The organism is Actinomyces urogenitalis, from assembly GCF_002861525.1.
In the GTDB taxonomy this organism is placed as follows: Bacteria; Actinomycetota; Actinomycetes; order Actinomycetales; family Actinomycetaceae; genus Actinomyces; species Actinomyces urogenitalis.
The window spans coordinates 212632-235333 of record NZ_PKHA01000001.1 but is presented as its reverse complement, the minus strand read 5'-3'; the positions used below and the strand labels follow the sequence as shown (position 1 = coordinate 235333).

At 68.4% G+C, this 22702-nt stretch carries 17 protein-coding genes and 1 pseudogene; 10 read left to right on the top strand and 8 right to left on the bottom strand.

All coding sequences use genetic code 11. The annotated features are described in order from the left end of the window. The 5 genes from pepN to CYJ26_RS00965 all read left to right on the top strand — a co-directional run bounded on the left by pepN (position 1) and on the right by CYJ26_RS00965 (position 5385). Positions 1–2670: an aminopeptidase N gene (pepN, locus tag CYJ26_RS00985; protein ID WP_006549713.1), complete on the top strand. Its 2670-nt coding sequence runs from the start codon at positions 1–3 to the stop codon at positions 2668–2670. A 115-nt stretch (positions 2671–2785) separates the two neighbouring features. Further along, positions 2786–3235 (top strand): FHA domain-containing protein, encoded by a 450-nt coding sequence (locus CYJ26_RS00980; RefSeq protein WP_024035921.1) that lies wholly within the window; start codon positions 2786–2788, stop codon positions 3233–3235. A gap of 104 nt (positions 3236–3339) precedes the next feature. Beyond that, positions 3340–3987, top strand: a complete 648-nt coding sequence (ftsR, locus tag CYJ26_RS00975) for a transcriptional regulator FtsR (RefSeq protein WP_006549715.1) — start codon at positions 3340–3342, stop codon at positions 3985–3987. 65 nt (positions 3988–4052) lie between these two features. After that, the gene (locus CYJ26_RS00970; protein ID WP_050765692.1) at positions 4053–4529 is read left to right on the top strand and encodes a DUF151 domain-containing protein; all 477 of its coding nucleotides are present in this window, start codon (positions 4053–4055) and stop codon (positions 4527–4529) included. Positions 4530–4866: 337 nt separating this feature from the next. Next, on the top strand, positions 4867–5385 hold the full coding sequence (locus CYJ26_RS00965; protein ID WP_034235498.1) for a MerR family transcriptional regulator: 519 nt from the start codon (positions 4867–4869) through the stop codon (positions 5383–5385). Positions 5386–5427: 42 nt separating this feature from the next. On the opposite strand, the gene CYJ26_RS00960 is transcribed toward CYJ26_RS00965, so the two are convergent. Together CYJ26_RS00960 and CYJ26_RS00955 are read right to left on the bottom strand one after the other, a co-directional pair. Further along, complete coding sequence (locus CYJ26_RS00960) at positions 5428–6993, bottom strand: Hsp70 family protein (protein ID WP_101637784.1); 1566 nt, start codon at positions 6991–6993, stop codon at positions 5428–5430. A gap of 80 nt (positions 6994–7073) precedes the next feature. After that, positions 7074–8405, bottom strand: coding sequence for an MFS transporter (locus tag CYJ26_RS00955; protein ID WP_244901984.1), 1332 nt, complete (start codon positions 8403–8405; stop codon positions 7074–7076). A 254-nt stretch (positions 8406–8659) separates the two neighbouring features. Here CYJ26_RS00955 and CYJ26_RS00950 point away from each other — a divergent pair, with 254 nt between their 5' ends. The 4 genes from CYJ26_RS00950 (at position 8660) to CYJ26_RS00935 (ending at position 13864) form a co-directional block, all read left to right on the top strand. Continuing rightward, positions 8660–9877 carry an inorganic phosphate transporter gene (locus CYJ26_RS00950; RefSeq protein ID WP_006549721.1) on the top strand — a complete coding sequence of 406 codons (1218 nt, stop codon included), beginning with the start codon at positions 8660–8662 and terminating at the stop codon, positions 9875–9877. Continuing rightward, the gene (locus tag CYJ26_RS00945; RefSeq protein ID WP_006549722.1) at positions 9874–10119 is read left to right on the top strand and encodes a hypothetical protein; all 246 of its coding nucleotides are present in this window, start codon (positions 9874–9876) and stop codon (positions 10117–10119) included. Before CYJ26_RS00950 ends, CYJ26_RS00945 begins: the two co-directional genes overlap by 4 nt. Before the next feature lie 38 nt (positions 10120–10157). Then, positions 10158–11675 carry a glycoside hydrolase family 32 protein gene (locus CYJ26_RS00940; protein WP_101637783.1) on the top strand — a complete coding sequence of 506 codons (1518 nt, stop codon included), beginning with the start codon at positions 10158–10160 and terminating at the stop codon, positions 11673–11675. Between the two features lie 170 nt (positions 11676–11845). Next, positions 11846–13864 carry a sucrose-specific PTS transporter subunit IIBC gene (locus CYJ26_RS00935; RefSeq protein ID WP_006549724.1) on the top strand — a complete coding sequence of 673 codons (2019 nt, stop codon included), beginning with the start codon at positions 11846–11848 and terminating at the stop codon, positions 13862–13864. A gap of 28 nt (positions 13865–13892) precedes the next feature. Here the strand turns inward: CYJ26_RS00935 and CYJ26_RS00930 are convergent, their stop codons facing one another. After that, complete coding sequence (locus tag CYJ26_RS00930; protein WP_006549725.1) at positions 13893–14897, bottom strand: LacI family DNA-binding transcriptional regulator; 1005 nt, start codon at positions 14895–14897, stop codon at positions 13893–13895. A gap of 50 nt (positions 14898–14947) precedes the next feature. Next, positions 14948–15592 carry an SGNH/GDSL hydrolase family protein gene (locus CYJ26_RS00925; RefSeq protein ID WP_101637782.1) on the bottom strand — a complete coding sequence of 215 codons (645 nt, stop codon included), beginning with the start codon at positions 15590–15592 and terminating at the stop codon, positions 14948–14950. A 233-nt stretch (positions 15593–15825) separates the two neighbouring features. On the opposite strand from CYJ26_RS00925, the pseudogene CYJ26_RS11215 reads away from it, so the two are divergent. Further along, positions 15826–18266 (top strand): annotated as a pseudogene (locus CYJ26_RS11215) (ATP-binding cassette domain-containing protein). Here CYJ26_RS11215 and CYJ26_RS00915 read toward each other — a convergent pair. The 4 genes from CYJ26_RS00915 to CYJ26_RS00900 are packed head-to-tail and all read right to left on the bottom strand — an operon-like array spanning position 18263 to position 22648. After that, complete coding sequence (locus tag CYJ26_RS00915) at positions 18263–19384, bottom strand: ABC transporter ATP-binding protein (protein WP_006549729.1); 1122 nt, start codon at positions 19382–19384, stop codon at positions 18263–18265. The pseudogene CYJ26_RS11215 and the gene CYJ26_RS00915 sit on opposite strands and share 4 nt — an antisense overlap. Before the next feature lie 21 nt (positions 19385–19405). Continuing rightward, positions 19406–20707, bottom strand: a complete 1302-nt coding sequence (locus CYJ26_RS00910) for an ABC transporter substrate-binding protein (RefSeq protein WP_034235516.1) — start codon at positions 20705–20707, stop codon at positions 19406–19408. A gap of 54 nt (positions 20708–20761) precedes the next feature. Beyond that, a complete protein-coding gene (locus tag CYJ26_RS00905) occupies positions 20762–21712 on the bottom strand; it encodes a carbohydrate ABC transporter permease (RefSeq protein ID WP_006549731.1) in 951 nt (316 codons plus the stop codon). Positions 21713–21715: 3 nt separating this feature from the next. Continuing rightward, the gene (locus CYJ26_RS00900; protein ID WP_197055207.1) at positions 21716–22648 is read right to left on the bottom strand and encodes a carbohydrate ABC transporter permease; all 933 of its coding nucleotides are present in this window, start codon (positions 22646–22648) and stop codon (positions 21716–21718) included. Positions 22649–22702 lie beyond the last annotated feature (54 nt).

The window sequence follows — 22702 nt, the reverse complement described above, 5'->3', positions numbered from 1 at the left end:
ATGACGTTCCAGCCCTCTGCCAGTGTCAGCCAGGCCCCTGACCGTCTGCCCTCGCTGACCAACCTCTCTCGCGCTGAGGCCTTGTGGCGCTCACAGGTCCTCAGCGTCCAGGAGCTCGCCGTCGTCATCGACCTCACCAGCGCTCCTGACCCACAGGCGACCGGCTTCGCCGTACGCAGCGAGCTCACCCTTCAGGTGCTCACCCCCTGCTCAGGGGCCTGGATCGACTTCCTGGGGGAGGAGGTCGTCTCGCTCAGCGTCGACGACCACCCGGTCCAGGTCTCCTGGGACGGCGCGCGCGTGGCCCTGCCGGATCTAGAGGCGGGGGAGCACCGGGTGGCGGTGGAGGCCCGCGGTCGTTACTCCAACTCAGGTCAGGGCCTGCACCGTTTCCACGACCCGGTCGACGGGGCGACCTACCTCTACACCCACTTCGAGCCCTCGGACTCGCGGCGGGCCTGGGCCTCGATGGACCAGCCCGACCTCAAGTCGCCCTTCCGCCTGACCGTCGTTCATCCCGCCGGGTGGACCGTCCTGGGTAACGGCGTGGTCGAGGAGTCTCGTCCCTCCCGTGAGCTCCCTGAGGCGGTGATGACCCGCTTCGCCACCACCCTGCCGCTGCCCAGCTACCTCACGGCGCTAGCGGCCGGGCCCTGGCACCGGGTGAGCAGCCAGTGGCGCTCGCCGCTGAGGCCGGACAGCGAGCCGGTCGAGCTGTCCTGGTCCTGCCGCGCGAGCCTGGCCCGTCACCTGGACGCCGACGAGCTGCTGGAGGTCACCGCCGCGGGCATGACCCTGTACGACGAGGCCTATGGCTATCCCTACCCCTGGGGTGCCTACGACAGCGTGCTCGTACCCGAGTACAACCTCGGGGCCATGGAGAACCCCGGGTGCGTGACCTTCAATGAGGAGGCCTATCTCTTTCAGGGCCCGGTCACCCGTGCCCAGCACGCAGGGCGGGCCAACACGATCCTGCACGAGATGTGCCACATGTGGTTCGGTGACCTCGTGACGCCCACCTGGTGGGAGGACACCTGGCTCAAGGAGTCCTTCGCTGAGAACCAGGGCACCTGGGCCCAGGCGACGGCCACACCATGGACGGAGGCCTGGGCGACCTTCGCGCTGGGGCGCAAGGCCTGGGCCTACGCCGAGGACTCCCGGCCCGCGACGACCCACCCGATCGTGGCCACCGTCGACGACGTCGAGGCCGCGCGTCAGACCTTCGACGGCATCACCTACGCCAAGGGGGCAGCGGTCCTCAAGCAGCTGGTGGCTTACCTGGGCCAGGACGTCTTCCTCGAGGCGGCCCGCAGCTGGTTCACCGATCACGCCTTCGCCAACGGCGACCTCGCCCAGTTCCTCGACACCCTCGGTCAGGCCTCTGGACGCGACATGGACGCCTGGGCGCAGGCCTGGCTGCGTACCGCCGGCCCCTCGGTCCTGACCAACGAGCTGGAGTCCGACGGCCAGCGCATCACGCGTCTGACCGTGCGTCAGGAAGGCACTGACCTGGCCACGGGTGACCCCGTCATCCGGCCCCACACGCTCGTGGTCGGGCTCTACTCCTTCGACGATGAGGGCCAGCTCACCCGGACCCACCGGCTGCCGCTGACCCTGGAGACGGCGAGCGTTGACCTGCCCGAGGCCGTCGGGCTGCCTGTGCCTGACCTCGTGACCGTCAACGACGAGGACCTGACCTACGCCGTCATCCGGCCTGACGCCGCCTCACTGGCCACGGCCCGGACCTGCCTGGCACGGCTGGAGGACCCGCTGACCCGTTCGCTGTGGTGGTCCAGCCTGGACAACCTCGTGCGTGACGGACTGCTGTCCGCCAGCCAGTACCTGTCAACGGTCCTCGCTCAGGCCGACGACGCCACCCAGCCCGCCACCCTGGCGAGCCTGCTGGGACGTAGCCGTCATGACGCCCTGGTCTATGTCAGGCCCGAGGACCGGGCGCAGACCCTGCCTCCGTTGGTCGGGGCCGGCCCCGTCCAGGACGGCTCTCCCGATGCCTGGCAGCTGCTGCTCGCCTCACCGGCCGGCTCCGATGCCCAGCTCGTACGTGCCCGCGCCTGGATCGAGGCTGCAGGGCACTCACGCCTGCTCGGCGCTGAGGCCGTGACGACGACGGCGGCCCGTCTGCGCCAGCTGGACGACGGCGGGCTGGACGGACTCACCGTCGACGACGACCTGCGGTGGAGGACCCTCATCGCCCTGGCGCGCCTGGGCGAGGCAGACCGCAGCGAGCTCGACGAGGCCCTCACTCACGATCCCACGGCCTCCGGGCGCACCCGCCACCTCCAGGCGGTCTCCTCGCTCCCGCTGACGGAGGTCAAGGAGCAGGTCTTTGCTCGTGTCCTTGACGACGTCTCCCTGAGCAACGACCATCTCGACGCTCTCATCCAGGGCTTTGCCGTGGACAGTCACCGCGACCTCACCGCCTCCTTCACCCACCGGTACCTGGCCGGGCTGGAGGCCGTGTGGGACGGGCGCGGGCAGGAGATCGCCACCCGGATCGTCATCGGGCTCTTTCCCTCCTGCGGCGACAGCGAGGACCTGGAGGCTGTCGATCAGTGGCTGTCCTCCCACCCCCAGGCGCCCACCGCACTGCGACGGCTGGTCCTCAAGTGCCAGGACGACCTGGCCAGGGCGTTGCGTTGCCGCCGGTGAGCGCCAGGCCGTCCTGTGGTCCTGGCCTGGTCTGGCGTTGTCACAGGAGGGTGTGGCAACGGTATGGTGGGGCTGACGTGGTGCGACCGGCACCACCCGACCCGAGGGGGACATGATGTCGAGCACACCGATACAGCCGGATCCCACCTCGACCCAGACCTTCGGCGCCATTGACGCCACGGACGAGCGCGAGGCTCCCCTCATCGGGCTCTCGCAGCAGGACCGGGCGGCCATCGCGGCGCTGCCGCCGGGCACCGCGCTGCTGCTCGTGGGCCACGGGCCGACGACCGGCGCCCGTTTCCTGCTGGACTCCCAGCAGACGACGGTCGGACGTCACCCGCACGCGGATATCTTCCTCGACGACGTCACCGTCTCGCGTAAGCACGCCATGTTCCTGGCGCTGGAGGGCGGCGGCTACGCCGTGCGCGACTCGGGCTCGCTCAACGGTACCTACGTCAACCGCCAGCGCGTGGAGGAAGCCACCTTGCGGGCAGGAGACGAGGTCCAGATCGGCAAGTACCGGATGAGCTACCACCCCGGTCCGTCCGTTCCCAGCGCGCAGTGAGCCCCGCCGTCCGCAAGGCAGCCACAGCGTCCCAAGCTGCCCCTCGTCCCGAGCCTGCCGACCCAGCGACCTCCTGGCCGCAGGGTGTCTCGCACGAGCCCTCGATGAAGATCGGGGAGGTCGTCGAGCATCTGCGCCCCAGCTTCCCCGCGCTGTCCATCTCCAAGGTTCGCTACCTGGAGAGCGAGGGCCTCATCCATCCCCACCGGGTGGGCAACGGCTACCGTCAGTACTCTCAGGCCGACGTCGAGCGTCTGCGCTTCACGCTGACTGCCCAGCGCGACGAGTACCTCCCGCTGTCGGTGATCCGCCAGCGCCTGGAGCAGATGGATCGCAAGCCGCCTGCGCAGGTACGTGTGCCGCGCGTGGTGGCCTCCCACGGGCGTCTGGTCGACGAGGACGCACCGGTGGACCTGGACGAGCTCATGCGTCGGACCGGGGCCAGTGAGGAGCAGATGGACGAGCTCATCTCCATCGGCGTGGTCGCCGCTGACGCCCGCGGCACCTTCCGTCCCACCGCGCTGCGCGCCGCCGAGCTGGCGATGCAGATCCACGAGCTCGGTCTGCCGCTGCGCAACCTGCGGGCCGTGCGTACCGCGGCCGAGCGCGAGGCGGACCTCATTGACCACGCCGTTCAGCACCAGCGCGGCCGCTCGGCGCAGGCTGCCGAGCAGAGTGCCGCCACGCTGGCGGGAGCCGTAGCGCGCCTGCACGAGGAGCTGCTGCGCCGCTCGCTGGAGTCCCTGGGCTGAAAGCGGCCTTCCTTACGAGCCTCATTCGCCAGACACAGCCGCAGGTGCTCCGTAGCCTTGGACACGTGCACGACATGCGTCTGGTCGCCGTCCGCTCGACCTCACCTGACGAAGGGCTTGTCGCGCTCCTGGTTCAGGAGGGTGGGCCCTCCATCCTCGCCGTGCCTGTCAGCGCCCGTGAAGGCCTGAGCCTGAGCGCGGAGGCGGGCTCGGTGGGGTACTGGCCGCCCTTGCTCCAGCGCTGCCTGGAGGCACAGGGAGGACGGCTGGAGCAGGTCAGGCTGAGCATCGACGACGACGCCGTCCTGCGTGCCGACCTCGTGCTGGCCGCCTGCCAGAGCCCCGGCGAGCAGGCTCCTGGGCGCTGCGTGCCGTGCACGCCTGGGGAGGCACTCATGATCTCCAACGGATGCGGCCTTCCTGTGCGTGCCTCTGATGGGCTGCTGCGCCTGCGGGGCGTGGACCTGGGGGAGGAGAGCATCTCGGAGAAGGTGGCCCGGTGGAGGCAGGACCTCGCGGCAGGGCCGACCGGTATCCGGTAACCACACTGCGACACGCGGGACTGGTGTGACTCATGTGACTATAGATGTGAGGTGCCACACATTGACCTTCCCGGCTATCTTCAACACTCCAGCGCCATACCAAGGAAAAGTGCCGTTACCTCAGGTCTGGCCTGAACCTCATCTTGAGATTGAGACCTAGTCGGTGCCGCAGCGCCGCGCGCCCTTCGTTGAGCAGACCCCATTCGGCCCCTATCGTGGGGTCTGCTGGCGCGGCCACCACGCCACGGTCCCACCCCACCACCCGAACCGACAGGAGCATCACGTGAGCGCGAACGAAGCGATCCGTCACGACGTCGCCCTTCAGCGCACCCAGGGGATGCTCTTCGGTGACCCGCTGCCCGAGCTCGACACCAACACCGGGTACCGGGGCCCCATCGCCTGCCGTGCGGCTGGTATCACCTACCGCCAGCTCGACTACTGGGCCCGCACCGGACTGGTCGAACCCACGATCCGTTCCGCCAAGGGCTCAGGCTCCCAGCGTCTGTACTCCTTCCGAGACATTCTCCTGCTCAAGATCGTCAAGCGACTGCTGGACACGGGCGTGTCCCTCCAGCAGATCCGCACCGCCGTCAACGCCCTGCACGAGCGGGGGGTGGAGGACCTGACCTCCATCACACTTATGAGCGACGGCGCCTCGGTCTACGAGTGCACGAGCAACGACGAGGTCATCGACCTGGTCCAGGGCGGCCAGGGCGTCTTCGGCATCGCCGTGGGCCGCGTGTGGCATGAGGTCGAGGGATCGCTGGCCGAGCTGCCCACCGACCACGCCGGTGACGTGCCGGTCGTCGAGGACGAGCTGGCCGCTCGGCGCGCGGCCAAGCGCCGGGCGATGTGAGGCAACCCCACCGTCTCAGCCCAGCCTGATCAAGGCCCCCGCTTAGTCCTGACGCTGTCCGAGGACGTAGCGACGGCGGTAGCCGTCCGAGATATCGGTGAGCGTGACCTGGATCTGCCCGTCGGCGTCGACCTCGTAACGTTCGTGAACCCGTGGCCCGTTGCCGGTACGCCTGACCTCGACCTGGCGTAGGTCGGCGTGGTCGCGCAGCCCGGCCTCGAGCGGGAAGAGGACGTCCTGGTAAGGGTAGGTGCGTCCGCAGGGCTCGCCACGCTCATCAATGTCCGCACACTCGACGAAGCGGAACCGAGCCACGTTGTGCACCGCCTGGTACTCTCGCTCGATCACCGTGGCCTGGCCCGCGCCGGCCTGGACGGAGTCAGGGCGCAGCAGCACGTCGAAGCTCGTACGCTCGCCGTTCTCTGACTCGCGGAAGACCCCGAAGCCCCGGCTCAGGCGGTCCGACAACGTCAGGCCTGACTGCGGGTCAGCAGCGATGGCCAGCCCGATGGCGGTGGAGGAACCGGGGTAGGGCGATCGGTGTACGCGCCGGCCGTAGCGCTCGCGCAAGGCTCGAGCCACCGGCGGGAAGGCGGAGGCGCCGCCGACGAGGTAGATGCCAGCCACGTGACTCAGGTCCGGGCTGCCGTCGTCGAGCCGGCTCAGCAGAGGCTCCATCACCGCGAGCGACCTGGCCACGAGCGGCGCGCAGCGGCGGTAGATCTCAGCGGTGTCCACCACGACGCTCTGCCCGCGCAGCTCGACCACGACGCGCCTGGTCTGAGGCGTCAGCCCCTCCTTGGCCTCCTGGCACTGCTCCAGCAGGTCGTCCAGCTCGGTGGGGGACAGGTCCTCCTCCTGGGTCCCGCAGCGCTCCAGGACCATCTGAGCCAGGAGGAGGTCGACGTCGTCGCCTCCCAGGTCCGGCAGGCCGCGTGAGGCCAGCACCTCGTGCCGGCCTCCCGTCACGTCCACGACCGAGCTGTCAAAGGTGCCGCCGCCCAGGTCGTAGACCAGGACCCTCGTGCGCCGCGAGGATAGCGTGCCGGAGCGGCGGTGGGTGTACTCCAAGCCGGCTGCCGAGGGCTCATTGACAACAGCCGTGACGTGGAAGCCGGCCGCCTCGAAGGCGTCCCGGGTGAGCATGCGCTGGGCGCCGTAGGCATGGGCCGGTACCGCGACGACGACGCTCGTGGTGGCAGCGGCGAGATCGACCTCAGCCAGTGCCGGCAGGGCAGCGATCTCCTCGCGCAGGTGCCGCAGGTAGCTGGTGAGGACCTCGCCGACTGCCAGCTCCTGACCGCCTAGCCGCACAGGCGTGCTCCAGGTGGTGCGGGGACTGGCCAGCAGCCGCTTAAGCGAGCGCAGCAACGGCGCGCCCTGGCGGGCGGCCTGCCGGGCCCGGAACCCGTGCACCAGGCCCGCCGGCGTCAGGGCGGAGACGGACGGCAGGTAGAAGTGGTCGTCCCCCTCGCCGTCAGTGAAGGGCAGGACGGGGTAGTTGCCCCGGTCGCTGACGGCCACGACGGTGCGGGTGGTGCCCAGGTCAATGCCGAGGGCCGCGACCTGGTCCTCGCGGCCTGGGAGGGTACGTTGCTGGCTGGTCATCTCATACTCCTGTGTGCGAGGGCCGGGGCCCGCCCTGACCCTATCCCGGTCCTGCCCGGGCGCGGGCGCCTGTCCAAGGATCAGTGACGGGCGCGCCCTCGCATGTCCATCCCAGCGTGGGCGTAGGCGCGTGGCACGGCCACCAGCGCCCAGGCTCCGCCGACCACCCCGAGCGCCGCGGTCGCCCACATGCCGGAGGCCAGACCTGCCGTGGAGGTCAGCGCCGAGACGAGGAAGGGACCCGCCGCCGAGCCGATGTTGCCGATGCCCTGCCACCATCCTAGGAAGCGCTCGCGCCCCGGGCTCGGGGCCAGGTCGGCACCCATCGTCATGACGATCCCCGAGCCGAAGCCGTTGCCAAAGCCCATGAGACAGGTCCCCAGGATGAAGCCTGTGGGCGAGGTCCACACGATCGTGACCACCAGCGCCACGCCCATGATGACCAGAGCCGGGACGATGCCCGCCAGCCGGCCGTAGCGGTCCATCCACCTGCCTGAGGGGATGAACATGGCCACGTCCACCAGGGCGCCGGCAGCGAAGGTGAGCGAGATGAGGGAGTCACTCATCCCCAGGTGCGCGCCCCACAGGGGCACGAGGACAGTCCGGTTGGTGCGTAGCAGCTGCAGGCAGGTGATGGCCACAGCGACGACTGCGGTGGCACGGTGGTCCACTCGTGACCGCACTGCCGGCGGCCGCTCGCCCGTCGCCTCCTGGCGCTGATGGGCAACCTGGCCGGTCTGCCGGCGCACCTGGCGCAGCTGGCGGTCGGGCAGGGCGCAGGCCAGCACACCCCACAGGGCGACGAAGCAGGCCAGCAGCTGCAGGACAAAGGGACCACGCCGGCCCGCTACCGCCAGCGCACCGGCACCGATCGCGGGTCCGAGCAGGACCCCCAGGCGCATCATCCCGCCCAGGAAGGACAGGGCCCTGGCCCGCGCCCAGGGCGGGACGGCGTCGGCGACGTAGCCCTGGCGCGCCAGCGCCCACAGGTTGGCCGCCACCGCCTGGGCCACGATGCCCACCACGAACACCGCCACCGCCAGCGGGCCCGGCACGGTCATGGCCAGGAGAATCCCGATCACGGCCGCCACCGCTACCGCTGTGCCCAGCACCATCGAGCGCTGCCCACCCACTCTTCCGACCAGCACCCCGGTCAAGGGGGCCGAGACCACGCCCACCGCTCCCAGCAGGCCCAGCACACCGGCTGCCACTGCGTGTGACATGCCGACGTCGGTCGCCGCCAGGACGAGCACCGGCTGGACGGCGCCGGACCCCAGGGCGAAGACGGCCGTAGGCACATAGACCGAGGGTGCCAGCGCCCGCAACAGGGCAGTGGCCGCGTCAGGCGAGCGCCGGCGCCGGCGGCGCGGGTGGCAGGCGTCGTCGGACGGGATCGGTGGACAAGGGCTCACGTGCTCATCATGAGTCCTTGGCACTGCCTCCTGCCACCGCGGTCCCGCCACCGGGGCCGGCCGGGACGAAGGCCCGGTGTCGTCCGCTCCGTGAGATATCGCACCCCCTATGGCACCGATTGGAGGTCTTCCACGCCGCCACTCGGCTCCCCGAAACCGCCACCGACTGGTAACAATTCTGTCAGGCCATGTTTACTTGGCACTGACCTCCACCCGTCCTGGGTGGTGGGTCTACCTCGCCCACTGGGACTGGAATGAGTAGCACCCTCTTCATCGTCGTCGTCGTGGTCATCACCGCGCTGGTGTTTGACTTCACCAACGGCTTTCACGACTCTTCCAACGCGATGGCCACGTCCGTCGCGACGGGGGCCTTCACCCCCAAGCGTGCGGTCCTCGTGGCCGCCGTGCTCAACGTCATCGGAGCGTGCCTGTCCACCGAGGTGGCCAAGACCATCTCGGGTGGGCTCTTCGACGACGCCCTCATCCAGGCCGCACCGGCCATGGTCTTCGCAGGTCTGGCCGGAGCCATCCTGTGGAACCTGGCCACCTGGTTGTTCGGTCTGCCCTCGTCCTCCTCCCACGCCCTGTTCGGTGGCCTGATCGGCGCCGTCGTCGTGGCCGCGGGGCTGCAGGGCGTGCACTGGGGCACGGTCGTGTCCAAGATCGTCCTGCCGGCGCTCGTCGCCCCCTGCGTCGCTGGCCTGGCCGCGGCGGTGGCCACCTGGATCGCCTATCGCGTGGCCCGTCCCAACGACCGCTACTCCCAGAAGGTCTTCCGCAACGGGCAGCGGCTGTCTGCCTCCCTCGTGGCCCTGGCACACGGCACCTCGGACGGCCAGAAGACGATGGGGGTCATTACCCTCGTGCTCGTGGCCGCCGGGTACCAGGAGGTCGGCACCGGCCCACAGTGGTGGGTTATCGCCACGGCGGGCCTGGCGATCGGCCTGGGCACCTACTCGGGAGGCTGGCGGATCATGAGGACCATGGGCAAGGGCCTGGTCCACATCGACTCTCCGCAGGGCCTCGCTGCCGAGACGGCCTCGACGGTGGCCATCCTGGCCTCCTCCCACCTCGGTTTCGCGCTGTCGACCACGCATATCTGCACCGGTTCGATCCTCGGCTCCGGAGTGGGACGCGGTTCCAAGGTCTCCTGGGCCACCTTCGGCCGGATGGGCGTGGCCTGGCTCATCACGCTGCCCGCCGCCGGCGTGGTAGGCGCCCTGACCTCCTACGTCGCCGTGCGCGGGGGGACGCTGGGCACCCTGGCGGTCATCGTCGTCCTGCTGGCCGGTGCCATGGCGATCATCCGCCAGGCCAACCACAACAGGGTCGACTTCTCCAACGTCAATGACGCCCACACCGTGGTGGTGGCCAAGCAGACCGATCCCTCGCTCACGCGCAAGCCCCGCACCGTCGAGCAGGTCAAGCAGGAACTGGCTGGCGCCGGATCCCGGGGAGGAGACGCAGCATGAGCGGCATCAACATCGACTGGGCCTCCCTGGGAATGGTCACCCTCGTGACCGTGACGGTCACGGCCTTCGTCATGCTCATTACCTCCTCAGCCGCCCGTATGCTCGACGAGGTCCACGTCAAGCGCCAGGCCGGGCAGGTCGAGGGTCTTCACGCCGCGGAGGTAGCGGCTGGCTTCTTCCTGGTCCTGGCCGGGGCAATCGTCTCCTTCGGTCTGTGGCTCATCATTCCCTACTTCCACTAAGCGCCGTGCTCGGGCCTGCCGGCCGGTAGCCTGGAGGTATGACCGAGGACCTGCGCGCCGCCGAGGCGGAGGCCGTGGCCGGCTCCCACGCTGCCAACGACCCCGACTACCCGCTCATCCACGTCGCGCCGCCGGTCGGCCGCCTCAACGATCCCAACGGTCTGCTCATTGACGACGGCGTGGCGCACGTCTTCTTCCAGTACACCCCGATGCATCCCTCCCGCCGGCTGGTCTACTGGGGGCACGCTTCCTCCCACGACCTGCTGCACTGGAGGCATCACGCGCCCGCCATCGTGCCTGACTCCTTCTATGACGCCTCCGGCGCCTACTCCGGCAACGCCCTGGTGCTGGAGGACGACGAGCGCCAGCAGGCTCCCCACGCCGCCCGCTACCAGCTGTTCTACACCGGCAACCTCAAGGACGCCGATGACCAGCGCACGGCCAGTCAGTGCCTGGTCACCTCCCCGGACCTGGTCTCCTTCACCAAGTGGCCGGGCAACCCCCTCATCCCGACCCACGCTGCGGGCTACACCGCCCACTTCCGCGATCCTCAGGTCACCCGCGACCCCGATCGCCCCGGCCGCTTCCGCATGCTGCTGGGGGCCCAGAGGCAGGACCTGACCGGCGCCGCCGTCGTCTACCACTCCAGCGACCTGCTCACCTGGCACCTTGAGGGCGAGCTGAGCTTCCCTGACGCCCGTGGGGTCCTGGACCGTCTGGGCTATATGTGGGAGTGCCCGGGAGTGGTCAGGCTGACTGAGGAGACCACCGGGCAGGACCGCGACGTCCTCATCTGGTGTCCGCAGGGCGCCGATCGGCAGCAGGCTGACGGCTACGAGAACGTCTTCCCCTGCGTCTACGCCGTCGGGCGCCTGGAGGGCACGGCGCTGACGCAGTGCGACGGCACACTGCGCCAGGTCGACCACGGCTTTGAGTTCTACGCACCTCAGGCCTTCTCACGTGCCCCTTCCCAGCCCGGCCAGGCGCTGCTCAGCGGGTGGGCCGGAAACGCCGGGCAGGATGACCAGCCCTCGGTCACCGAGGGGGGATGGGTGCACGCCCTGACCTTTCCCCGTGCGCTCTCGCTGCGCCACGGCCGCCTCATCCAGCGTCCGGTTCTGCCCGAGCCCGAGGAGCAGGCGCAGGTACGGGAGAGCCTGGCCCAGGCGGGTGGCGAGGCAGTCACGGTGCTGGAGGGGCACCGCAGCTGGCACCTCGTGGTGGAGGCTGAGCAGGACGCCGGAGCGCTCTGCCTGCGCATTGGCAGCCAGGCGTCGCACGTCTCCATCGAGCTGGACCTGTCGCAACGTCTCCTGCGGGTGGACCGTTCCTCCTCGCGCTACACCGCTCACGGCGCCACCCGCACCGTCACCCTCGACGGCGACCTGCCCCCCCGGCTGGAGGTGCTGCACGACCGGTCGGTCACCGAGGTCTTCGTCGGCGACGGCGACCTGGCCTTCACGATGCGCAGCTTCGTTGACCCCGCCGCCAGCGGGACCCGGCTCAGTACCTGCGGCGTGCAGGTCAAGGCGGTCTCGGCCAGCGTCTTTGACTGACATCAAGCCGAAACGTGCCCGGCGGGCCCCTTGTCAGGCCCGGGGGAGTGACGGTAGTGTGACGAACGATTGACATACTCCTGGTCCGTCCTGGTCATCTCGCGACGACCACGGCGACCTGAGCTCAGTGCCGAGGGGCCGGGAAGCACAGAAAGGAGACCCGGGTGGCTATGAACCACGCCCGCGTAGCCGCGGACGTCATCACCTACCTTGGGGGCGCCGAGAACATCAGCGCCGCTGCCCACTGCGCCACGCGGCTTCGTCTTGTCCTGGCGGACATGGACAAGGTCGATCAGAAGGCGCTGGACGCCGATCCCGACCTCAAGGGCACCTTCGTGGCCGGCGGCATGTACCAGATCATCGTCGGGCCGGGAGACGTCGACCTGGTCTTCAAGGAGATGATCGCCACCGGTCGGGTGCGTGAGGTCTCCAAGGACGAGGCCAAGCAGGAGGCCGCTCAGTCCGGCAACCTCTTCACCCGCTTCATCAAGATGATCGCGGACATCTTTGTCCCGATCCTGCCGGCCCTCATCGCCGGCGGCCTCATGATGGCGATCAACAACGTCCTGACGGCTGAGGGGCTCTTCGGCTCCCAGTCGCTGGTCCAGCGCTGGGCCTGGCTGACGGACTACGCCGACCTGATCAACATGGTCTCCTCGGCCGCCTTCGCCTTCCTACCGGTCCTGGTCGGTTTCTCCGCAACCAAGCGTTTCGGAGGCAATGTCTACCTCGGCGCCGCCATGGGCGCCGCCATGGTCTCCACCTCCCTGACCAACGCCTACTCCATCGCCCAGGCGCAGGCCGAGGGCAGCATCGAGGTCTGGCACCTGTTCGGCCTGACGGTGGACAAGATCGGTTACCAGGCCATGGTCATCCCGGTGCTGTGCGTAGCCTGGATCCTGTCCACGATCGAGAAGTGGCTGCACAAGCGCCTGTCTGGCACCGCGGACTTCCTGCTCACCCCGCTCATCACGATCCTGGTCACCGGTTTCCTCACCTTCGTCATCGTCGGTCCGGTGACCCGAGAGCTGTCTGACGGCATCACCTACGGCCTGGACTGGATCTACAACACCCTGGGCCCGATCGGTGGCTTCCTGTTCGGTCTGGTCTACTCTCCGATCGTCGTCACGGGCCTCCACCAGTCCTTCCCCGCCGTCGAGATCCCGCTGCTGCCGGTCAATGGGGGAGTGGGCGACTTCATCTTCCCCATCGCCTCGATGGCTAACGTGGCACAGGGAGCTGTGGCTCTGGCGGTCTTCTTCCGCACGCGCGACGCCAAGATGAAGGGCCTGGCCGGTGCCGGTGGTGTCTCGGCCGTCTTCGGCATCACCGAGCCAGCGATCTTCGGTGTCAACCTGCGTCTGCGCTGGCCTTTCTTCATCGGCATGGGGGCCGCGGCCGTGGGAGCGGCTGGTGTGGCCCTGTTCAACGTGCGTGGCGCAGCGCTAGGAGCAGCCGGCTTCGTCGGCTTCGTCTCGATCAAGACCGAGGACATCCCGGTCTACCTTGTGCTGGAGCTGCTCACCTTCGTTCTGGCCTTCGCAGCCGCCTTCACCTACGCCAGCACGCGTGGCAAGGCCAGCCTGGCCGGGGAGGCGGACGAGGACGCGCTGGCCAGCGCGGCGGTCCAGGAGCACTCACACCAGGCTGAGGCCACCGCGGAGCGCGAGATCGTCGAGCTGCCTGAGGGCGCCAAGGAGGACCTCACGGTGACCTCACCGGTCCAGGGCACGGCGATGCCGCTGCCCGAGGTCGAGGACCAGACCTTCGCCTCGGGCATGCTCGGTCCCGGCGCCGCCGTCGAGCCCGCAGCAGGTCCCGTGGTCTCGCCGGTCGACGGCGAGGTCATCGTCGCCTTCCCGACCGGACATGCCTACGGCCTGCGCTCAGCCTCGGGCATTGAGCTGCTCATCCACATCGGCATGGACACCGTCGAGCTCGGTGGGCGTCACTTCACCGCCCACGTCAAGGCGGGGGACACCGTCCGCCGTGGCCAGACCCTGGTTGAGGTGGACTGGCAGGCCCTGGTCGAGGAGGGCTACAAGACGGTCACCCCGATCGTCGTCTCCAACGCCACCGCCTTCGAGGGGCTGGGCCAGGAGCTGTGCGCGGACGCCGGCCGTCACGAGGTCGGCACGCAGGCCCCGCTCTTCACGGTCCTGGCCGCCCAGCCCGCCGCCACGGACTGAGTCACCGTGGCGTGAGCTGCTGTCCGGCCTAGCTGGTCTGGCCGGGCAGCAGCTCACCTGGCAGCTCGATGGTCGGTGGGCAGGCCAGCGGCTCGCGTCCGGCCGCCTGGGCGGCCATGAGGGCAACCAGACGGGACGCCGCTGTACGCGCGAGCTGCGCGATGGGCTGACGCACGGTCGTCAGCCCTGGCAGAGCCCGTCGCAGGGCCGCTGCACCGTCAAAGCCCACGACCTTGAAGGCCTCGGGCACCTCAAGACCGCGCCCCTTGGCCCAGTCCAGCACAGCCGCCGCGGACAGGTCGTCGGTGGCGAAGACGGCGTCGATGCGGTCTCGGACCCCATCAAGCTGGGAGCTGATGAGCCGTGCGCGCTGGCGGTCCGGGGTGTGGAAGTCAACGGTGAGCACCACCGGCTCGATGCCCGCGTCCGCGAGAACCTCACGGTATCCGGCCTCACGCAGATTGTGCGGGCCTGAGCGCGAGGTCAGCAGCGCCGGCGCCGTGGCGCCGCGCCCGAGCAGGTGACGGGTGGCCGTGCGACCTGCGTCCAGGTTGTCACAGCGCACGTTGGTCACCGTGGGGGACAGGTCACGGTCCACGGTGACCAAGGGCATGCGGATGTGCTGGTAGTCGACCCGGTCCTCGTTGTGGCCCGCTGAGATGATGCCGTCCACCCGGTGAGAGACCAGGAGGTCGAGGTACTCCCGCTCCCGGTCCGCTCGGCCCATCGAGTTGCACACCAGGATCCTGTAGCCGCGCTCAGCCAGGGCGTCCTCCAGCTCAGCGGCGAGCTCGCCGAAGAAGGGCAGCGCCACGGTGGGCACGATGACGCCCACGGTCTGAGTCGACTTGCCGTGCAGGGCCCGGGCGACCTGGTTGGGACGGTAGCCCAGCTCCTCGATCGCCTGCGCGACGCGGAGCTTGGTGGCCTCGGAGAGGTAGCCGCGGTTGTTCAGTACGCGTGAAACGGTCGTGGGGGAGACGCCGGCTGCCTGGGCGACGTCGGTGAGCGTGGGCTCACGGCGTTGACTCACAAGGACCTCCTGACCTGGTCGTACTGCCTGCAGGGGAACAACCCTATGCTCTAGCTGGATTCCTCGCGCACGCACAGCGCGGGGACGACCTCCTGGTAGACCTGGATCATGGCTCGGGCGATGGCGGCGTGGCCGGAGTCATCAGGGTGGATGCCGTCCAGGGCGAGCTTGTCCTCATCGGCGTCGATCGCGCTGCTCATCGCGTCCGTCGACACCAGGCCCAGCCGGGTGGAGGTCTCGTGGACCACACGGCGCACGACGCCGAAACGCGGGCCGACGCCGAGCGCAGGGAAGTAGGGGGCCACGACGACCGCGCGCTCAGGAAGCCGCTCACGCAGGAAGCCCAGGTCATGCTCAATGGCCGCAGTCACTAGCTCCAGCTGGCTAGGCAGGTAGGCGGCGTCGTTGACGCCCAGGCACACCGTCACCAGGTCCGGTTCGGCGCGAAGGACCATCTCCAGCCAGGTCGTGTCCCAGCACGAGGGCGCTCGGCCACCACCGGGCAGATGACCGCCACGCCGGGCGAAGAAGCCCAGGCCGTCAGCCGCGAGGTTGACCTCACGCCAGCGCAGGTTCTCGCACACCAGCGAGCTCCATCGGTTGCGCGGGTGCGTCACGGCTTGCCAACCGGTGGTGATCGCGTCTCCGAGGAACACGGCGGTAGGGAAGGGCTGACGGCGCGGAATCGTGGGCACGTGCTGACAGTACTGCCGCACCTGGGAGGAGCGGGCTCGCCCTCACGAGTATGACATAATGTGCATTATCGGCACATTGGGATCGCGGCGATCACAGTAACCGTGACGATCAGTGATCGATCGCAGCAAGAGCAGCCGCCCCAGCGACAAGCAGCCTCAGTCTGCGCTGAGGGCGGACACGACGGCGTCACCTGGCACTCCCATCATGATGCCCTCTCAGGCATGATCGGACCTTGACTCAGACGACTACCGCCTTAGTCCCAGCCGACGCCCACGACGCCATCGTCGTCATCGGCGCCCACGAGAACAGTTTGCGCGGCGTCAGCGTCCGCATCCCCAAGCGCCGCCTGACGGTCTTCACCGGAGTGTCTGGATCAGGCAAGTCCTCGCTCGTCTTCTCCACGATCGCCTCGGAGTCGCGCCGCCTGATCAACGAGACCTACTCCAGCTTTGTCCAAAGCCTTATGCCGTCCCAGGCCCGTCCCGACGCCGACCACCTGGAGGGACTGACCCCAGCGATCATCGTTGACCAGGAGCGACTGGGCGCCAACCCTCGCTCCACGCTCGGCACGGCCAGTGACGTGGGAGCCGCCCTGCGCGTCCTGTTCTCCCGGCTGTCCGTCCCCCAGATCGGCTCACCTCAGGCCTTCGCCTTCAATGTGCCCTCCGTCACCGGTGGTGGCGCCCCTCAAGACGGTCAAGAACGGCCGCACCGTCACCGCGAGCGCAAGCAGTACACCGTCCAGGCCGGCATGTGCCCTCGCTGTGAGGGCACCGGGAAGGTCACGGACATCGACCTGGCTGAGGTCTATGACGAGATGCTCTCGCTGAGCCAGGGCGCGATCAAGGTCCCCGGCTACACGGCCGACGGCTACTACGTCAAGGCCCTGGGTGAAACCGGCCTGTTCCCCGCCGACAAGCCCATCAAGGACTTCACCCCCAAGCAGCTGGACGACTTCCTGTACAAGGAGCCGACCAAGATCAAGATCTCCTCCCACACCATGACCTACGAGGGGCTCGTCGGCCGCCTGCGCTCCTCGATGCTGTCCAAGGACCCCGAATCCATGCAGCCGCACGTGCGTGCCTTCGTTGAGCGCGCCGTCGTCTACCGCACCTGCCCTGAGTGCGAGGGCACCCGGCTGGCCGAGCCGGCTCGACAGGCACGCATCGCCGGCGTCTCGATCGCCGATGCCTGCGCCATGCCGCTGAGGGACCTGGCTGAGTGGGTCCGAGGCCTCGAGGCAGCCAGCACGGGGGACGACGACACCCCTGAGGCGGCACGCCAGGTCGCCGGAATCACAGGCACCACTCCCCTGCTCGCCCGACTGCGCGAGACCCTGGACGCCTTCATCCACATCGGCCTGGGCTACCTCTCCCTGGACCGTCCCGCCTCCACCCTCTCGGGCGGTGAAGCCCAGCGCATGAAGCTCGTCCGGCACCTGGGAAGCGGTCTGACCGACGTCACCTACGTCTTCGACGAACCCTCGATCGGTCTGCACCCCCACAATATCGACACGATGAACGAGCTCCTGCTCTCGCTACGGGACAAGGGCAACACCGTCCTCGTCGTCGAGCACAAGCCTGAGGTCATCGCCATCGCTGACCACGTGGTCGACCTCGGTCCGGGGCCGGCTCCCAGGGTGGCCAGATCACCTTCACCGGATCGGTCGCCGGGCTGCGGGACTCCGACACGCTCACCGGCCGGCACCTGGCCTACCGCGCTGGTCTGAAGGACACACTGCGATCGGCCACCGGCGTCATCGAGATCCGCGCAGCGCTGACCAACAACCTCGTCGACGTCGACGTCGACATCCCCCGCGGCGTGCTCACCGTCGTCACCGGCGTGGCCGGATCGGGCAAGTCCTCGCTCATCCACGGGCACCTGTCCCCCATGGACGGCGTGGTCACCCTCGACCAGTCCCCGATCAAGGGCTCCAGGCGTTCCAACCCCGCCACCTACACCGGAGCGCTGGAGCCGATCCGCAAGGCCTTCGCCAAGGCCGGAGGAGTCAAGCCCGGCCTCTTCTCCGCCAGCTCTGAGGGCGCCTGCCCGGTGTGCGACGGAGCCGGCGTCATCGACACCCAGCTTGGCTTCATGGAGACCGTCACGACCGTGTGCGAGGCCTGCCAGGGCAGGCGTTACAACGACGAGGTCCTGGCCTACCGCCTTGGCGGGTACAACATCGCCGAGGTGCTCGCCATGAGCGTGGATGAGGCCCTGGCCCTGTTCTCCGCCAAGGAGACGCGCGTGACTGCCGCGGTCAAGATCCTCACCCACCTCCACAAGGCTGGTCTGGGGTACCTGCGGCTGGGCCAGCCGATGACCACCCTGTCGGGCGGTGAGCGCCAGCGTCTCAAGCTCGCGGTCCACCTTGGCCAGGACGGTGACGTTCTAGTCCTGGACGAGCCCACCGTCGGCCTTCACCTGGCCGACGTCGAGGCCCTCCTGGAGCTGCTCGGCCACCTCGTGTCCACCGGACGCACCGACGTGGTCATCGAGCACCACCAGGCCGTCAGGGGCCATGCCGACTGGATCATCGACATGGGCCTCGGCGCGGGCCGAGAGGGCGGTCAGGTGGTCTTTACCGGCACACCCGCCCAGCTCGTGGAGTCCGCCTCGACCCTGACCGGCCAGTACCTGGCCCGCTACGTCGCCGGTGGGGCCCAGGCCTAGCCCAGGTACTCCAGGTTGATCTGCGTGTCCGGGTGGAAGAAGACCGCCGCGCCAGGGCGTGGCCGGGCATAGACCACCTGCCCGGGCTGCAGGCCCGCGGCGCGCTCGACCCGGACGGAGACTCGGTTGCGACGCACCGTCGCGGGGCTGGCCGGCCCGAAGGCCGGGGCAGCGTAGACGAAGGCCTCAGCGCCGAGCTTCTCCACCAGCTCGATCTTGAGGGCTGCCGCGCCGGGAGTGTGGTCGCTCACCAGCTCCCAGCCCTCCGGACGGATGCCGACGACGACGCGCTCGTCGCTCAGACGGCAGGCGAGCTCATGCGCGAGGCCGAAGTCGACATCGGAACCTGGCCCCAGCCCGGCCCGTCCGTCACTGACCACCGTGTCAATGAGGGTGATCGACGGCGAGCCGATGAAGCTGGCCACGAAGGTGTTTCCTGGGTGCTCGTACAGGTGGGTTGGGTCATCGACCTGCTGGAGCACTCCCTCGCGCAGGACCGCGACCCGGTCCCCCAGCGTCATCGCCTCGGTCTGGTCGTGAGTGACGTAGACGGTGGTCACCCCCAGGCTCTTCTGAAGCGAGGCGATCTGGGCACGCGTGGACACCCGCAGCTTGGCGTCCAGGTTCGACAGCGGCTCGTCCATGCACCACACCTGCGGGTCACGCACCAGGGAGCGTCCCATCGCCACACGCTGACGCTGCCCACCGCTCATATGAGCGGGCTTGACGTCCAACAGCTCCTCCAGCTGCAGCATCCGCGCCGCGTAGGCGACCTTCTCCTCGATCTTCGCCTTGGGAATCTTCAGGTTCTCCAGGGCGAAGGCGATGTTCTGGCGTGCCGTCATGTTGGGGTAGAGCGCATAGCTCTGGAACACCATGGCGACGTCGCGCTCGCGCGCACGCGTCTCGGTCACGTCCTTGCCGTCAATGAGGACGGCGCCCTCGTCCACCGGCTCCAGGCCGGCGAGCATGCGCATCGCGGTGGACTTGCCCGAGCCGGAGGGTCCGACCAGGACCAGCAGCTCGCCGTCAGCGATGGACAGGCTCAGCCGGGCCACGGCTGGTGGGCGGGAAGGATCGTAGATACGCGACACTTGCCGGAACTCGACGCTCGCCATGGTGTGTGTGCCTCCTGCTGACTACTTGCCCAGGACCGGGGTGATGTCCTGGTCGATGATCTTCTGGGTCTCCTCCTGGAGCTCGGCGAAGACCGTGGCCACGTCCTCCTGCTTGAGCGTGATCCGGTCCAGGCCACCGCCAATACGCTGTCCTCCCCCGGAGACGAAGACGCGGGCGGCGTCCTGGCTCTTGGTGTTCTCAGCCAGCTGGTTGATGGCCGTGCGGGCGTTGGGGTTGGCGTCCAGGAAGGCAACCTCGTCCGGGTGCTCCAGTGCGGAGGTACGCACCGGCATGTACCCCGTGCCCTGGGAGAAGGTGATGGTGTTCTGCGTCGAGGTCAGGAAGTCCATGAGCTTGATGGCCTTCTTCTTACGCTCCGGCGAGATGCCCGCCACCAGCGCGATACCGGCGCCACCGGTGGGGCAGGAGGGTCCAGGGCCAGGCAGGTAGGCCGTGATGAACTCGAAGGTGGCGGTCTCGGCCAGGCCAGCAAGCGACCCGGTGGACTGCAGCAGGCCCGCCGCGTTGCCCAGGGAGAAGGTAGTGGTCGGATCGGCGTCGATCGCGATGTGCCCGGCTGCCACCTGCTCCTGGAGGAAGGTACCGGCCTTGATCGAGGCCTCGTCCGTGAAGGTGGCCTTCCAGTCCTTGGAGTAGGCGCCTCCGAAGCTCCAGATCATGCCCTGGAAGTACCAGTCCAGGTAGTCCGTGCCGTCAGGAACTACCAGGGCGGGCTTGCCACCCGAGGCCTCCATGAGCGCAGGTGCCCACTGATCGAACTCCTCCCAGGTCTGCGGGCCCCGGTCGGTGGGCAGACCGGCCTTGGCCAGCATCTCCTTGTTGAGGTACATCAGGCAGGTCGAGCGCGAGTAGGGCATCCCGTAGTGCTTGCCCTCCAACGCGTAGTCCTCACGCAGGGAGTCCACGAAGTCCGCGCTGTCCACGCCCTCGCTGGTCCACAGCTCGTCCAGGGCCTCGGTCTGGCCGTTGAGGGCGAAATTGAACCAGGTCACGTCCGAGGCCACGATGATGTCGGGCAGGTCCCCGCCGGACAGCGCGGCGTTGAACTTTTGTGCCAGCTCCTCGTAGGACGAGCCCGCCGTGACCAGCTCAGCCGGGCTGTCCGGGTTGGCCTTGTTCCAGGCGTCGATCATCGCCTGCTCCAGGTCCTTGGAAGAGCCGGGGTGGTTGGACCAGAACTGGATGGTGCCGGTGCCCTCGTCGCCTTGGGAGCCGGAGCCGCCCCCGGCGCAGGCGGCCAGTGTCGCGGTCACGGTGCTGGCGCCAGCCAGGGTGAGGAAGAGTCGGCGGTTGAGTGCCATGGTCATGGTGTCCTTTGTGTGAGATGGATTCGGAGATGGGTAGATCGGATGCGCTCAGCCCTTGACCGCCCCGGCGGTCAGGCCCTTGATGAGCTGCTTCTGCAGGACCAGGAAGACCAGCAGCATGGGGATGGTCGTCACGACGGTTCCGGCCATAACCGGGCCCCAGTTCGTCATGCCCTCGACGTTCTGCAGCTGGGTCAGTCCGATGGGAAGCGGCATGACGTCGTCGTTGTCGGCCACGAGGAAGGGCCACAGGTACTGGTTCCACTCGTTGACCACGGTGATGAGGACGAAGGCGGACAGAGTCGGCCAGCTCATGGGCAGGACCACCCGGGTCAGGGTGCGCCAGAACCCGGCGTGGTCCATCTCGGCGGCCTCCATGACCTCCTTGGGCAGGGATGCGAAGTGGTTGCGCATGAGGAAGGCGCCGAAGGCGACGCCGGCCAGCGGCACGATGATGCCGATGAAGGTGTTGCGCCAGCCCATCTGGGCCACGAGGGAGTAGTTGGAGATGATGGTGATCTGGCTGGGCACCATGAGGCTGCCGACGACCACGAGGAAGAGGACGTTGCGGCCTGGAAAGCGTAGGAAGGCGAAGCCGTAGGCCGTCAGCACACCGAGGACTACCTCGATGACGGTGAGGATGGAGGTGATGATGAGGGAGTTACGCAGGTAGGTGCCAAAGCTCAGCCCGGAGAAGACCTTGGCGAAGTTCTCCCACACCACAGGAGACGGGAACCAGCTGATGGGGTCGGAGTAGATATCCGCGTACTGCTTGAGGCTGGTGATGACGATGAAGTAGAGCGGGACCAGGAACACCAGCCCTGCGCCCAGCATCGCGAGGTAGCCCAGGACCTTGGCCGGAGTCATCGCCTCGGCCTGGATGCGCTGGCGACGACGGCGCAGCTGGGCCGCGGTCAAGACTGGCTCGCCCTCGACCTGGGTGCCCGGCGTGGGCGGCAGGACCTCAGGGTGGTGCGTGGGGATGTGGCGGGATGCCATTGCTCAGGCCTCCTTGCTGGTGCGGGCCTGGACCACCGTCAGGACGAGGACCACGAGGAACATCACCGTGGCCACCGCCGCTCCGTATCCGGCGCGGTTGTTGACGAAGGTCTCCTGATAGACCTGGTAGACCATCGTCGTCGTCGACGTCTCGAAGGGACCGCCCTTGGTCATGACCTGGATGACGTCAAAGACCTGGAAGGAGTTGAGCAGCACGGTGATCGACAGGAAGACCGTGGTGCCGCGCAGCTGGGGCAAGGTCACTCTCCACAGCTTGCGCCACTGGCTCGTGCGGTCGATCTCTGCGGCCTCGTCCAGGTCCGTACGTCGGCCCTGAAGGGCAGCCAGGTAGATGACGAAGGTGTAGCCGAGGTTCTTCCAGATATAGGTCGCCGTCACCATGAACAGGGCCCAACCCGGCTCCTGGTAGAAGTTGGGAGACGCGATCCCCATCCTGGCCAGCAGGTCCTGGATGAGCCCGTAGCCGGGGTCGAAGACGAACTGGAAGGCAACGCCGATCGCCGCACCGGAGATGACGTAGGGCATGAAGACCAGCGAACGGACGATATTGCGCCCGCGCAGTCGCCTGTCCAGCAGCAGCGCCAGGCACAGGCCCAGTACCATCGAGCCCACGACGGCCGCCGCGGTGAACACCAGGGTGTGCCCCATGATCGCCCAGGACTCAGGGTCGCGGAAGTACTGGACGTAGTTGTCCAGCCCCACGAAGGTCATGCGCGGAGAGGAGATGTTCCAGCGGTAGAGGCTGATACGGATGTTGTCGATCAGCGGCCGGTAGGTAAAGACGAGCAACAGGACCAGGTTCGGGCCGATCAGGGCGGCAGCGAGAAGGACCTGCTTGAGGTCGGTGCGCCGGCGGCGGCGAGGGGGCTCGTCGCCACCGCGCACCTGGAGTCCGGGGATCATCGGGGCGGTCACGGCCGTGACGCTAATGAGGCCTGGCTAACGAGCGGTGACCACCTGCCCCTGAAC